This window comes from Pedobacter vanadiisoli, assembly GCF_042684385.1.
GTDB lineage: Bacteria > Bacteroidota > Bacteroidia > Sphingobacteriales > Sphingobacteriaceae > Pedobacter > Pedobacter vanadiisoli.
The window spans coordinates 186,498-199,612 of the sequence record NZ_JBHULL010000002.1 but is presented as its reverse complement, the minus strand read 5'-3'; the positions used below and the strand labels follow the sequence as shown (position 1 = coordinate 199,612).

Sequence of the window (13,115 nt, the reverse complement as noted above, 5' to 3'; positions counted from 1 at the left end):
AAACGGCAGTGCTCTGTTACGGGTTTTAGGTCTTTAACCTAGATCGCGAAGCAAAGTGCAGCACTGCCGTTAAGGTTTTAATGTAAATCTTAAATATTTTTAAGAATATTCAAACCTAAGGGATTGCAGCGAACACGAAGTGCAACGGAGTAAAGCGTAAAGCGGGACTACACACCACCAAGAACTACTGCATGCTCATTTCCTGATTCTATTTCGACCGGTAAGACACCAATGGAATAAATAAGGATGTACGGGACGAAAAGACACAAAACAAGGCAATGGTATTAAATTATAAACCTAACTATATACAGTTGATTTAATGAAAAATAACTAGCTATAGCTGAACTATAAGATTAAGTTTTGTAAATACCTGCGGCCATTTTTTCGATAAATCCTTTTGGTAAAATCCTGTTGGCATATACACTGATGATATTGGTAAAACCCGGAATAATTTCAGCTTTCCCGGCGAATAGGCCCTTAATGGCAATTTCGGCTACTTTGTCTGGCTGCATGTTAAACTTTTCAGCCATTTTGCTAAAAGCATCCAAACCTGCACGTTGTGCAAAACCCGTATCAACAGGACCAGGGCTCAGGCAGCTCACCGAAACGGGGCCATCCTTTAATTCGAACCTTAGCGCTCTTGTAAATGATAGAATAAAGGCTTTTGTAGCAGAATAGATGGCTAAGGTTGGTACCGCCTGGTAGGCCGCGGTACTGCAAACGTTAAGTATATATGCTTTTTTTTCTGTAGACAGTAGCGGAAGCAATAAATGACACAATGCCGTTACAGTAGTCATATTTAATTGACACATCTCTAGCTGAGTAGCTAAATCCAGTTCTCCAAATTTTCCCCACAAGCCATATCCCGCGTTATTAATCAGAATATGAGTGGCATAATTGTTTTCCATTACCCAGTTTAACACGGCCTTAGGGGCTTCAATTTGGCTAAGGTCTATCGCTAAGCTATGTACTTCAATCCCATATTGGTTTTTAAGAGCGGTTTGTAAAACATTCAGCTCATCAACAGAGCGTGAAATAAGCAACAGGTTGATTTTTCTTTTGGCCAGTGCAATGGCCATAGATTTGCCAATACCTTTACTGGCTCCGGTTATCAATGCATATTTCATCTTTGTTTCCAACATGTTTTTAATCAAAATGGTTTAACGCAAATATCAAATAAAATAAATCTTATGCCTTATTTATTTTAAAATGATGAATGATTAAACACCAATGGCAATCTTTTTTGAGTTATTATTTTTAACAAGTCTAAATAATGTTAGCTTTGCCGAAATTTTATAATTTTAATGAAACATCCGTACGTACAATTTTTTGCCACAGTTTTTATGATGCTATCCGCCGTTTCACTCTTCGCCCAAACAGGGAAGGGAATAATTAGTGGAAAAGTTGTAGATTCTTTAGGAAATAGTATACCTTTTGCCAATATAGAGGTTAAAAAACAGCATCTTAAAACCACTTCCGACAAAACAGGTGCATTTAAATTACATGCTGTTCCTGCCGGGAACCAACAGGTTAAAGTTTCGGTTACAGGTTACAACCAATTTGAACAGGAGGTATCTGTTGTTGCAAATGATACAACAAGGATAACATTTGTTTTAAAAGAACAGGCTGAAGGATTAAATGATGTAATTGTTTCGGCAAGCAGGAGGCCTGAGTCGTTATCGCAAACACCATCGTCGGTCACGGTGCTTACTGCTAAGGAATTGAATACTCAATCGGCCATTAGTCCGAATTTGGCGAACATACTTTCTTACAGTGTACCGGGATTAGGTTTTTCTACCAATCAAACGGGTAACTCCGGTCAGACTTTACGGGGTAGAAACGTTTTGGTATTAATTGATGGTATTCCGCAGTCTACTCCACTAAGGGCAGGAGGAAGGGATATCCGCAGTATAGATCCTTTAGTTATCGGGCGTGTTGAAGTAATTAAGGGTGCCACCGCAATTTACGGTAATGGAGCAGAAGGTGGTTTAATTAATTACATTACCAAAAAAGCCGACGATGGAAAATCATTCGGAGGGTATTCTCAGGCCGGAATTACTGGAAACTTAAAAGGCGATAGCACCATTGGCTACCGTTTTTCGCAACAGCTTTATGGTAAAACAGGTAAATTTGATTACCTGGTAAGTGGGATGTTCGAAAAAACCGGCGTTTATCGCGATGCGGAGGGGCTGGTGATCTCGCCTGAATACGGTTTGGGTGAAACCAGGTCTTATAACGGTTTTGTAAAGCTTGGGTACAACTTTAACCCAAAACAGCGTTTGCAGGTGATGTATAATTATTTCAGCTCCAGACAACATTCTAAATACATCACCAAAGAGGGTGTTTATGGTCAATCGCCAGCCATTGGTATCTATGGGACAAGATTGGGGGAAGATGAAGGGACAAGATTTAACCATAATGCCAATTTACAATATACCCATCAGCAGGTTTTCGGTAGAACCGATTTAACGGCCAATGTATATTACCAGGACTTTTATACCATTTATTCGAACTCGGCATCATTTTTCGGAGGGGGGCAATCGGCCATTACCTCTACCAAAAAGGGGGCTAGGGTAAACCTGAATACACCTCTTAGCATTACAGATCGGGTACCTCTGCAATTGAACTATGGTTTGGATTTAATGAACGATAAAACTGCTCAAAGTTTAACCGATGGTCGTTTATGGGTGCCTAATATGAATATGGTGAACTTTGCACCCTATTTGCAGGCTTCTGCGACATTAATCAATGATTTAACGATAAAAGGAGGCCTGAGGATCGAAAATATTAACATTGATGTAGATGATTTTAACACCCTGGCTACCGGTGCAAACGGTGCAGGAAGCATAGCCGTACAGGGCGGTAAATTAAATTACAATGCTTTGGTGTTTAATGCCGGAGCACGTTATTCGAAATTCAGGTTTTTTAATCCTTTTATCAGTTATGCGCAATCGTTCTCCGTATTTGAGTTAGGCAGGGTATTAAGGGCGGCAAAAAGCAATACCTTATCGCAATTAGAAACCAAACCAATTATTGTAAATAATTATGAAGCTGGTTTTAGCAGCAGTATAGGTCGGCTGAATTTCAGTGCAGCTTATTATTACAGCACTTCTAAGCTGGGAGCCAACCTGTTAGAGGTAAATGGTACTTATATTTCTCAACGTATCCCCGAGCGTGTATATGGATTTGAAATCCAGGCAGATTATCAGGTTTTACAGAAGCTGAGTATCGGAGGTAACTATGCACAAGTAGAGGGTAAAGGCGATGTAGATAACGATGGCAATTTTAACGGGGAGAAAGATGTGTACTTAAACACTACCCGTATTCCGCCATCAAAAACTACGGTTTACCTGAAGTATTCGGGCATTAAAAACTTGAGTTTAGACGTAAACTGGATGCGTGTAGGAAATCGCGACCGTTTTAAAACCAATGCTGCCGGTAAATATTTAATTGGCGAAGGTCCGGTAAAAGCCTTCAATTTATTTAATGTGGCGGCAGCATACCAGGTTACAAAACCGTTAAAACTAACGCTAGGAATAGAAAATTTATTGAATAAAGTTTATTATCCTGCTATTTCGCAGTTTTATGGTAGCAATGTAAATTATGTTAGGGGTAATGGACGCAGATTTAACCTGTCGCTGGGTTATGCTTTTTAAATAATGAAGAACAGGAAGTTTAAAAATGCCATCAGGAACATCCACCTATGGTTAGGCCTGGCAACCGGACTGGTTGTCATCATCATCAGTATTACCGGAGCACTTTATGTTTTTGAAGAAGAAATCAGGGATTTAACGCAAAAAGATTACCGCTATGTAAGTCTCCAACAGAAGCCTTTTATAGGTTTAGATAAAGTTATTTCGGGATTCGAAAAACTTTCGCCTAAAGATGAATTAAGGCTGATCAGAATTGAAGATGCACTGCCAAATGCAACAGTCGAACTTACCAGTAAAAAGGGAAAAGTTTACTATTTTAACCCCTATGATGCCACGTTAATAAAAAGAGGAGGAGAAGATTGGCTCCAGGTTGTAGAACATATCCATACCTCGCTATTGTTAGGTAAAACCGGTAAGTTTATCGTACAATGGTCGGTGGTGATTTTTGTGCTGATGCTCATCACCGGACTGATTCTCTGGTTTCCCGGACAGATGCGCTTATTAAAACAATCCTTAACCATTAAAAGAAAAGCATCATTTAAACGCCTTAATTACGATTTACACAATGTTTTAGGCTTTTATGCATCAGTTGTGTTATTGATTACTGCTTTGAGCGGTTTGTACTTTGCTTTTAAGGAAGTGAAAAATGCAGCCAGCTTTTTTACCGGAAGTAAATTGGGGCAGGGCAAAACCATTGTTTCAGCTAAGCCTGCTCATATCGATCCGTTATTTATACGCTACAATAAAATTTATACCGAAGCCAAAACGAAATATCCCGGAGCTATTTCCACCAGTTTTTCGCTGCGCGGTAAGGGTGAGCTGCGGTTAAGAATGATTTACCCGTACCGTTGGGCACGCAGGCAGAATACCTTTTTTTACGAGGAAGCTACAGGCACCATGATCAGGGCCAAACTGTATAAAGATTTTAACGGCGCCGATTTGATTGAAGCTACCAATTACGATCTGCACACAGGCAGGCTATTGGGGCTTCCGGGTAAAATTCTTTCTTTTTTAGCGGCTTTGGTGGCAGCAAGTTTGCCGGTTACCGGTTTTATCATCTGGTTGAAAAAAGGGAAAAAGCGCAAAAAGAAAGCGTAAAAATCTATAGGGCTGATTCCGCATACGCTTTAAGCTGGTTCAGCCCCGATTGGCAAAACGCCTGTTGCATAGCGAAATCAAGATCTGCAACAGGCTCAAAGATTTCGGTAAGTATAACAGGGTTATTTCCTGTAAAGGTGATCAGGCTTTGCCGGCCATCATCTAATGTATAAGCAATTCGTTCGTGCTCAATAATTTCGGTATACGTTCCGCTAAAATCAAAACTTTCGGTTCCGTCTTTTCTGGCCATAGCATATAAAAAACCACCACCTAATACCAGGTTATTTTCAATTTTTTTGTTGATCCATTCATCTGACGGAGCATTCCACTTCATGATGTGTTGGGGTTCATTCCAGATTTCCCATACCAGCTCAACCGGTTGGTTTATCTCAATTGCAGCTGTTAAAGCATTCTTGTTCATACAGGCTAAATTAATGGTTCACTTCTACTTTCAGGAGGTCATTAGCGACAAATTAAAGGGCGATTTGAGCGCAACATAAAAGGATCTTATTTTAAATAAGACCGTAATCTGCCATCTGTTTTCAGATTAAATGTGTATGATTATATAGCTAAAGCAAACAAAAAATGCTTTATTGATGTACTTATAGTTCCTTTAACACGGGAAAATTGAAAAAGGGTAAACATGGATGTGGTTACCCTTTTTTCTTTTAGATAACCTTTAATGGAATATACTTGTTTGGTTCATTTTGTTCAGGGTTGAATAACAGCATCCGAGATAATAAGAAGATAGTTGCTAACAAATGCAAATGAATCCTGATGCTTACTCAGGCGTAAGACCATTTTCTCTCCATCCAGATTTTTTTGTACCCTTGTAAAAAAGTTAAAATGGAAAAACCACTTGTTAATATCACCTACTGCCCAAAATGTGGCTGGATGTTACGCTCTGCTTACCTGGCACAAGAAATTTTAACCACTTTTGTCGAGGATATAAAGGGGGTAACATTAATCCCCAGTGAAACATCGGGCGTTTTTACTGTTCATGTAGGCGAAAAACTAATTTTCGATAGAAAGCAGATGCAACGCTTTCCAGAAATTAAAGAATTAAAACAGCTCGTTCGAGATGAGGTGAATCCAAGCATGAATCTTGGACACTCTGATATAAAATAATCAATTGATGATAATAAGCTAATAGAATTATGGAGTACAGCTGTTATTGAGCAAAAAGCAGATTATTTGCATGATAATTCAGTAATAACAGGCTTTGTTAACGAGTCTTGACATTGTAAATACAGCAGTTCAATAGATTATAGTGGGGGCAAAGGATTGATAGAATTAGAAGAGCTGGGGTAAAAATGGCATACGCGGCACGCGTGCGCCAGCGAGGGGAAATTATCATAGGTATAATCTTCAGAATGCATTTAATGATCATTACAGTTATTTCGAATTTGTGTTGTAAAGAAAAATATATGAAAAAAGCGAAACAATATCATCTAAATTTTAGAGTGATACCGAATGATGATGGAACAAAAATCCCTAATGTTTATTCTGATTTCAAATCGAATGATTCAACCATCTATGCAATTGTGGCTAATTTCATGGACTCCCTTGGTCCAAGGGGCGTTGATTGGGTTATAGATGAAATAATAAGCCTCAATGCTTTTAACTCTAACACTAATGGCTATACCATTATTGGTAGTTATGAGGAAATAGTCGAAATATATTCTCCACCAGCTAGGGCTATTTTTAATTTGGGAGGAGGTGATGACGTGGTGCTACCTTTACAGGATTTTCTAGATATTTTAGAAGAGTGGAAACTTTTTTTAAACTCACTTCCTTATAAACATTATCTATCGAATAAATAGACGCCTATGAAGTCTACACTCAATAATAATTCGTTACTATATCTTTCCTCCCCTCGCTGGTGCACTCGTGCCGCGTGTGAGAATAAAAGTTACAACATTTTAAAAGACCGCCATTGCCACGGTTTCTTTGATTTTTAAGATATTTATATTATGGATACTAAGTGGCTAAATATCATATTAAAAAACATTCTATTTCCTATATTTAATCGAAGATATTATTGAATATAGCTAAAATCTATCTTTGTATGTTGAATTGTATCTGGCAACGAGTAAATATGACATAAAGAAATAAGTTTTTATTGTTGAACCATATTCCATAGAATAAATGAGCCGTAAATATAAGTTTCATGATAAAAAAGGATTATACTTTGTAAATTTCACAACAGTTAATTGTGTCGATGCATTCTGGAAAGGTATACGCGGCACGCGCGCTAGCATGCAACAAGGATTTGATACATTACCATATTTAAAATGAGCAATAAACATATATATACTAATAATCTTGGTAATGAAATATCAATTAAACAAGCAAGTCAACTTGAAAACTATCAAGTCAAAGTTTATGAAAATGACATTTTACTTTGGATAGAAAGCTATTCAAAAGATGTTTTGCTGGGAACGTCTTATAATCTTTCTTCAAAAAATGAAATTAGTTCAATATTAAATTTAGATTCAAATGCTTCTTTTCAAATAACAACACAACTAGGTAATTATGTCTCATATGAATGTTTAGCTTACCAAAATAGTAATTTAATTGACAAGCAGATATTCTTAGAACACCATACTTCTAAAGAAATAATTTGTAGACATTTCTATAATGCTGAAACAAATACAATTATTCATTCTAATACAATTAAAAGATATTATGACCAGAATGGAATAGAGATTTATTCTTTTGATTATAATGAAGATGGTACATGCTTTTTTATAAATAAAACCCAAGAATATCAAACTGATTTCTATGCCAAAAATATCGGTGTAGATCCTGATTTGGACTTTACTTGGCAGGGTTTTAAATATTATCAATTTTCAGAGCCTTTAATTCCTGCGTAAATTTTTGTAATGTTTAAATGAATAGAATATTTGTTATAGGTGATATTCATGGATGCTATGATGAGTTATTAGAACTTATAGACAAAATTGCATTTGATGAGCATGATTTGTTAATATCAGTTGGTGACATTGTGGATAGGGGTAATAAATCTTTAGAGGTATACCATTTTTTTAGAGATTTACCCAATGCCAAAATTCTTATGGGAAATCACGAAAGAAAACATCTAAATGGAGTTCTTTCTTATGCTCAAGAAATTGTTAAGCTTCAGTTTAAAAACGAATATCCAGAATTTATAGAATGGTTAAAGAACAAAAGATATTATTTTGAATTTGACGATTTAATTGTTGTTCATGCTGCGTTGGAATATGATAAAAAATTAGAGGATCAAAATGATAGTGTTTTGTCTGGCTCAACTGCTGGCGAGAAGTATATGCAATCAAAACTCAAACCCAATACTTTTTGGAATGATTTTTATTTTGGGGAAAAGACTATTGTTTACGGGCATACCGTAATTGGCAACTATCCCAAAATATACAATAATACAATTGGAATAGATACGGGCGCATGTCATGGTGGATTATTAACTGCTGTAGAGTTTCCCGGACAAATAATTCATCAAGTCCATTCAAAGAATGATTATTGGAGAGAAGAACAACAGAAATGGCAATTACCTATTCTAAAGGAAAAAAAGTGGAGTCTGTTGGAATTTAAAAAATTCGAGAAACTAAAGAACAAATTATCATATGTTGAAGATGCTGAAGTCAAAAAATACCTAAATGAATTGTAAGATGGTTTTTTATATTTCAAAAAAATGTACCCCATAATTATTTCAGAAATAGAAAAATTAACAAAATCAATTAACGATGAAGATGTAAATTTTTTCAATGAAATTGCCAATAGATATAGTTTTTCAAGTCTTATTTTTCAAAGTAAAAGAGGAAAGTTAACTCTAATGAGGGTTGAGAGAAACTTTGATACTCCTTTAAAAATTTTATGCATAATGAAAGAATTAAATTTGAAAATAGACAAAAAATGGGAAAATCTCTTTTTTGAATAATGTTTATTATGCCCTTGGCAATGTTGCTTGCGTACCCCCTACTAGCGCAAGTCTTAGTGTCGAGGCTAGCGGGGCCGGATGACTTGTGCTTTCATTATTGATCTTAATATACTGCCAAAGCGCAGGTAAGGACAATACTTAAATCAATGGATACTAAGAGAATGAAGAGATTCTTGTACAATCTCCAATTGACTCTTCTTTCTCAATCCGAAAATAATCAACACTACTGCAGGCTCTGAACTACCAACTGCAAGTATAAAGTTGTGAACTGCAAGCATAGAACCCCTTACTAGCGCAAGTCTTAGCGGGCAAGGCGGTGCGCTGTATGACTTGTGCTTTTAAATGCTTTATTATCTCTTGTAATCATTTATCTTTAATCATGAGTATAAAATATAAGTTTCATGATTCAACAGCAATATACTTTGTTTCTTTTGCAGTTGTGGGCTGGATTGATGTTTTTACACGTACGGTTTACAGACCTCCTACTGGAAAGTTTAACTTATTGTAGAAAAGAAAAAGGCCTTAATCTGCATGCCTGGGTAATTATGAGCAACCATGTACATTTAATTGTGAGTAGCAGAGAGGGATATTTATTGGCTAATATTATGCGCGATTTAAAGAAGTATTCAGCAGTTAGGATCTTAAAGGAAATAAAAGACTGTTCGATTGAAAGCAGAAAAGAATGGATGCTTTACTTGTTTGCTAAAGCCGGGCAACAAAACAGCAATAATAAAAACTTTCAGTTTTGGCGGCAGGATGGTCATCCCATCGAATTAGATCCTTATTCGAATATGTTCGAAGAACGGATTAATTATCTGCATAATAATCCAGTTGAGGCTGGGTTGGTGGCAAATGCCTCAGACTATTTATACTGTAGTGCTATAGATTACGAAGGAGGGAAAGGATTGATTGGAATTGATCTATTGGTTTAACCACGGCACAAGTCAGGCCGCTGCTTAGGGCCGGGACGCTAAGACTTGCGCCAGAATTGGGCATTCAAAACATCATTTAGTGAAGGTAAAATTAGACCTGAATGCATGCTCAGGATAGAAAATAATAGATTGTATATTTTGAAACAGGAGTTAAAGGCAATTCCTCAAAATTTACAACCTGTAACTACAAATAGAAAATTCGATTTTAACATTTACAGTTCGGATGATTTGATTAGAAGTCTTCCTCCGGAAAAGAAAATTAATTTAAATTAAAAAGATGAATTTGAAATATCAATATTTAGGAGAAGAAATTAGCCCTCAACAAGCAATCCAACTTAATAAGTTTGAAAAAATTTATATTTTACCAAATGGAGAAAAGAAAAAAGTTGAAATTTTTAAAGACAAGGAAATAAGAAAGATAAACTATTATCGTGATGAGAATGAAACGGAAGAGGATGCTATTGGGATATTATCGTCATCTGGAGTGGGATACAATATAATTACAAGACAAAATTATAACACTTATTTAATTGAAAATACAAATGTATATTTAGGAAATATTAAGATAGGTGAGTTTAAAATTCTGATCGATCAAGATAATGAAATAATATGTTTTCAAGGAATTGATATTGTTTCAAATCAGCCAATTTTCGAAGAAACTACAAAACATCTAGGACACTACGAAGACGAAAGAAGTACACATTACTGTACATTTCATTATAATGCAGATGGAAGCTTATTTTATTGTGAATTTAATTATATGAGTGATTATGATACCGAGGAGTTTCATCAAGACAACATACATTTGATCAGGGAAAAATTTGTTTTAACAGACCAAATGTATAATTATTACCTTACCGCTCAATTTCTACCACCTTTGGTATAATATTTAAAATGCAGATTAAATACAAAAATAGTATCGGCAGTTTTATAACTGATCAGCAAGTAAAAGAACTAAATGAGTACAATAAAATAACTTACCAAGACAATGAAATAAAAACTATAGAAAGTTTTATTAGTAGTAAAACAAAGAATCAAACGGTCATCAGTTATTTTTTAGATGATGGAGAAGATAAACAAGTTATTGTTGAACAAAATACAAGTGTTATAGAAAATAAAAGCTGTTTAATATATCTTAATAAAGAAAGTAAAAATGGTTTTAATTTATGGGATATAGAAGAGTATAATAAAGAAGGGGTTTTACGATTTAAAAGTAAAGAGGTTTATGACAACAAACATCGGCTTATATTTTTAGGTGGGATTAATCCTATAACCAATTCTCTTGAAGATAGGTCTATTAAATTTTATTACTTGAATGAATTTGAGGATGAATATAAAGATAGGCTACTTAGAATAGTTTATGAACAAAACGGAGATGTCAATACGATTGTAGATATCAACAATTATTTTGATTATTATAAGGCACCTAGTTTAGCAGAGTTTTTATTGGATACCCAGGGACAGCAACTGTTCCCATGGGATGATCACCCCTATTATCATTCTGCCTATCCTTTCTTGCCAGAGTCCCCAAATATTTAAACCATGCCAAACCTGTTGGATAAAATCATCATCATTGATGTAGAAGCTACCTGTTGGAAAGGAGCACCCCGTGCGGGCATGGAAAGCGATATCATCGAAATTGGTATCTGTTTAGTGGATGTACAAACTGGAGAGATAACAGATAACGGGGGGATCTTGATCAAACCAGAACGATCTGTTATTAGTCCATTTTGTACCGGACTTACCACCATTACACCAGAAATGGTTGCTAAAGATGGAATATCATTTAGAGAGGCCTGTTCCGTATTAAGAAAAGAATATGTATCTCAAAAAAGGGTATGGGCAAGTTTTGGCGCTTACGATTTAAAACAATTTCAACGTCAATGTGCTGCTATGGGTGTTGGCTTTCCTTTTGGTCCATCGCACATTAATGTTAAAACTTTGTTTGCCTTAAAAAATAAATTGGGCCATGAGGAAGGAATGGCAGGTGCACTTAAAATGTTGGATATCCCATTAAAAGGCATCCACCACCGCGGAGTGGATGATGCATTTAACATTGCTAAAATATTAAACCAGATTTTAAGTAATTAATTTTCTTGTCTTACACCCACGTTTGTATATGTGTGATGTTTATGAAAAATAGTTTGTTATCAATATTCAGCTTTTAAAATACGATTTAACAGGTCATTGCTTTCAGCTATGGCCTGTTCTATTTTAACGATATGGAAATTCAATATTTAGGTTATTTAAGAGATAATCCGGACGCTAATCCAAATGAATCAGAATACAAGTTCACTATCGAGCCTATTGCTTTAGAAGAAATTGCGGCATTAGAACAACTATATAATAACGGTAATGCTTTTCCTAAAGTATTAAAAGAATTGTTGTTTTTAGCAGGTGCTTTTTGTTATGTTTTAGATTATGGAACATTCGATACTAAACAAGAATTGCAGGAAGACGTAAGGCGAATTATGTCGATACAAGGTAGAATTATTTCAAGACCATTTTACGCAGTTGATGTTTATAATCAAGGTGATCAATTTCTTTTTATTTATTTAGATGAAGGCGAAGATCCCCTTGTTTACGAAGGACTTTATTCTGGAGGAGGCGTTAATTTTCCGGATTGGATCCATTCTGTTTCTGTGAAATCACTTTCCGAATTAATTAATCATAGAATTGATAGGCAAAAAGAGGGTAGAAATCCATTTTAGTCATTAGGTATAAATATTGTATTATATATTTGATTCAATAGCCCCCCTCGCTGGCGCACGCGTGCCATGTGTGAAATAAAAGCTACAACATTTTAAAAGACATATTAACTATATGGAGTATAGCTGTTATTGAGCAAAAAGTAGATTATTTGTATAATAATCCGGTAGCGACAGGTTTTGTTAACGAGGCCTGGCATTGGAAATATAGCAGCGCAATAGATTATAGTGGGGGCAAAGGGTTGATAGAATTAGAAGAGTTGGGGTAAAAATGGCACACGCGACACGCGTGCGCCAGCGAGGGGAAACATCAGGCGTTTTTACTGTTTATGTTAACAATAAACTAATTTTCGATAGAAAGCAGATGCAACGCTTTCCAGAAATTAAAGAATTAAAACAGCTCGTTCGTGATGAAGTAAATCCCTCAAAACAGCTCGGACATTCTGATGTTAAGTGATTTTTGTTCTTAATATTTCATTCAACCAGCTTATTCTGCATTCTAACACTTAGATTTCGTTCTAAATCACTGCAAACCAATAAGTCGCTATGGCAGAGTCCACTCGAATGGTTTTTTCATTAATCGAAAGTATGATAATCAGATCTAAATTAGCCCCTGGTTATTACACTCATCACTTTTTGGCATACAGTAACGTATTTATTTTTTGAACAGGCACTAAGCGTATGAGAAGTTATACTGTTTTCACTATATAATCCTAAGCTATAACAGCCAATGGAGTTTTAATAAAATATGTATATTCGTTTCTTACCAAGTATAGTCCGGTACGGTTTT

Annotated in this window: 15 protein-coding genes; 13 read left to right on the top strand and 2 right to left on the bottom strand. The window is 35.6% G+C overall.

Annotated elements, in window-relative coordinates; all coding sequences use genetic code 11:
• Window positions 1-353: 353 nt before the first annotated feature.
• Window positions 354-1,142 (bottom strand): SDR family NAD(P)-dependent oxidoreductase, encoded by a 789-nt coding sequence (locus ACFSR6_RS01165; RefSeq protein WP_379073909.1) that lies wholly within the window; start codon window positions 1,140-1,142, stop codon window positions 354-356.
• A gap of 162 nt (window positions 1,143-1,304) precedes the next feature.
• Here ACFSR6_RS01165 and ACFSR6_RS01160 point away from each other — a divergent pair, with 162 nt between their 5' ends.
• Together ACFSR6_RS01160 and ACFSR6_RS01155 are read left to right on the top strand one after the other, a co-directional pair.
• Complete coding sequence (locus ACFSR6_RS01160) at window positions 1,305-3,656, top strand: TonB-dependent receptor (RefSeq protein WP_379073907.1); 2,352 nt, start codon at window positions 1,305-1,307, stop codon at window positions 3,654-3,656.
• Between the two features lie 3 nt (window positions 3,657-3,659).
• Entirely contained in the window at window positions 3,660-4,751 is a 1,092-nt protein-coding gene (locus ACFSR6_RS01155; protein ID WP_379073906.1) for a PepSY-associated TM helix domain-containing protein, read from the top strand.
• Between the two features lie 4 nt (window positions 4,752-4,755).
• On the opposite strand, the gene ACFSR6_RS01150 is transcribed toward ACFSR6_RS01155, so the two are convergent.
• Window positions 4,756-5,172 (bottom strand): SRPBCC domain-containing protein, encoded by a 417-nt coding sequence (locus ACFSR6_RS01150; protein ID WP_379073904.1) that lies wholly within the window; start codon window positions 5,170-5,172, stop codon window positions 4,756-4,758.
• 425 nt (window positions 5,173-5,597) lie between these two features.
• Between ACFSR6_RS01150 and ACFSR6_RS01145 the strand changes: the two genes are divergently transcribed.
• From ACFSR6_RS01145 to ACFSR6_RS01095, 11 genes are all read left to right on the top strand, one after another.
• A complete protein-coding gene (locus ACFSR6_RS01145; RefSeq protein WP_379073902.1) occupies window positions 5,598-5,879 on the top strand; it encodes a SelT/SelW/SelH family protein in 282 nt (93 codons plus the stop codon).
• A 299-nt stretch (window positions 5,880-6,178) separates the two neighbouring features.
• Window positions 6,179-6,574, top strand: coding sequence for a hypothetical protein (locus ACFSR6_RS01140; RefSeq protein WP_379073900.1), 396 nt, complete (start codon window positions 6,179-6,181; stop codon window positions 6,572-6,574).
• A 471-nt stretch (window positions 6,575-7,045) separates the two neighbouring features.
• Window positions 7,046-7,627: a hypothetical protein gene (locus ACFSR6_RS01135; RefSeq protein WP_379073898.1), complete on the top strand. Its 582-nt coding sequence runs from the start codon at window positions 7,046-7,048 to the stop codon at window positions 7,625-7,627.
• A gap of 17 nt (window positions 7,628-7,644) precedes the next feature.
• Window positions 7,645-8,415, top strand: coding sequence for a metallophosphoesterase (locus ACFSR6_RS01130; RefSeq protein WP_379073896.1), 771 nt, complete (start codon window positions 7,645-7,647; stop codon window positions 8,413-8,415).
• 24 nt (window positions 8,416-8,439) lie between these two features.
• Window positions 8,440-8,685 carry a hypothetical protein gene (locus ACFSR6_RS01125; RefSeq protein ID WP_379073895.1) on the top strand — a complete coding sequence of 82 codons (246 nt, stop codon included), beginning with the start codon at window positions 8,440-8,442 and terminating at the stop codon, window positions 8,683-8,685.
• Window positions 8,686-9,086: 401 nt separating this feature from the next.
• Complete coding sequence (locus tag ACFSR6_RS01120; RefSeq protein ID WP_379073893.1) at window positions 9,087-9,617, top strand: transposase; 531 nt, start codon at window positions 9,087-9,089, stop codon at window positions 9,615-9,617.
• Window positions 9,618-9,894: 277 nt separating this feature from the next.
• Complete coding sequence (locus ACFSR6_RS01115) at window positions 9,895-10,503, top strand: hypothetical protein (RefSeq protein WP_379073891.1); 609 nt, start codon at window positions 9,895-9,897, stop codon at window positions 10,501-10,503.
• A gap of 8 nt (window positions 10,504-10,511) precedes the next feature.
• A complete protein-coding gene (locus tag ACFSR6_RS01110) occupies window positions 10,512-11,156 on the top strand; it encodes a hypothetical protein (protein ID WP_379073889.1) in 645 nt (214 codons plus the stop codon).
• Between the two features lie 3 nt (window positions 11,157-11,159).
• A complete protein-coding gene (locus ACFSR6_RS01105; protein ID WP_379073887.1) occupies window positions 11,160-11,708 on the top strand; it encodes an exonuclease domain-containing protein in 549 nt (182 codons plus the stop codon).
• Window positions 11,709-11,839: 131 nt separating this feature from the next.
• Window positions 11,840-12,328: an SMI1/KNR4 family protein gene (locus ACFSR6_RS01100; RefSeq protein ID WP_379073885.1), complete on the top strand. Its 489-nt coding sequence runs from the start codon at window positions 11,840-11,842 to the stop codon at window positions 12,326-12,328.
• A gap of 268 nt (window positions 12,329-12,596) precedes the next feature.
• Window positions 12,597-12,782 carry a SelT/SelW/SelH family protein gene (locus tag ACFSR6_RS01095; protein ID WP_379073883.1) on the top strand — a complete coding sequence of 62 codons (186 nt, stop codon included), beginning with the start codon at window positions 12,597-12,599 and terminating at the stop codon, window positions 12,780-12,782.
• Window positions 12,783-13,115 lie beyond the last annotated feature (333 nt).

What these genes read in the sequence shown, in the direction of transcription:
- ACFSR6_RS01165 (WP_379073909.1), bottom strand. Translation starts at nt 1,142, where the DNA reads ATGTTGGAAACAAAGATGAAATATGCATTGATAACCGGAGCCAGTAAA.
- ACFSR6_RS01160 (WP_379073907.1), top strand. Translation starts at nt 1,305, where the DNA reads ATGAAACATCCGTACGTACAATTTTTTGCCACAGTTTTTATGATGCTA.
- ACFSR6_RS01155 (WP_379073906.1), top strand. Translation starts at nt 3,660, where the DNA reads ATGAAGAACAGGAAGTTTAAAAATGCCATCAGGAACATCCACCTATGG.
- ACFSR6_RS01150 (WP_379073904.1), bottom strand. Translation starts at nt 5,172, where the DNA reads ATGAACAAGAATGCTTTAACAGCTGCAATTGAGATAAACCAACCGGTT.
- ACFSR6_RS01145 (WP_379073902.1), top strand. Translation starts at nt 5,598, where the DNA reads ATGGAAAAACCACTTGTTAATATCACCTACTGCCCAAAATGTGGCTGG.
- ACFSR6_RS01140 (WP_379073900.1), top strand. Translation starts at nt 6,179, where the DNA reads ATGAAAAAAGCGAAACAATATCATCTAAATTTTAGAGTGATACCGAAT.
- ACFSR6_RS01135 (WP_379073898.1), top strand. Translation starts at nt 7,046, where the DNA reads ATGAGCAATAAACATATATATACTAATAATCTTGGTAATGAAATATCA.
- ACFSR6_RS01130 (WP_379073896.1), top strand. Translation starts at nt 7,645, where the DNA reads ATGAATAGAATATTTGTTATAGGTGATATTCATGGATGCTATGATGAG.
- ACFSR6_RS01125 (WP_379073895.1), top strand. Translation starts at nt 8,440, where the DNA reads ATGTACCCCATAATTATTTCAGAAATAGAAAAATTAACAAAATCAATT.
- ACFSR6_RS01120 (WP_379073893.1), top strand. Translation starts at nt 9,087, where the DNA reads ATGATTCAACAGCAATATACTTTGTTTCTTTTGCAGTTGTGGGCTGGA.
- ACFSR6_RS01115 (WP_379073891.1), top strand. Translation starts at nt 9,895, where the DNA reads ATGAATTTGAAATATCAATATTTAGGAGAAGAAATTAGCCCTCAACAA.
- ACFSR6_RS01110 (WP_379073889.1), top strand. Translation starts at nt 10,512, where the DNA reads ATGCAGATTAAATACAAAAATAGTATCGGCAGTTTTATAACTGATCAG.
- ACFSR6_RS01105 (WP_379073887.1), top strand. Translation starts at nt 11,160, where the DNA reads ATGCCAAACCTGTTGGATAAAATCATCATCATTGATGTAGAAGCTACC.
- ACFSR6_RS01100 (WP_379073885.1), top strand. Translation starts at nt 11,840, where the DNA reads ATGGAAATTCAATATTTAGGTTATTTAAGAGATAATCCGGACGCTAAT.
- ACFSR6_RS01095 (WP_379073883.1), top strand. Translation starts at nt 12,597, where the DNA reads ATGGCACACGCGACACGCGTGCGCCAGCGAGGGGAAACATCAGGCGTT.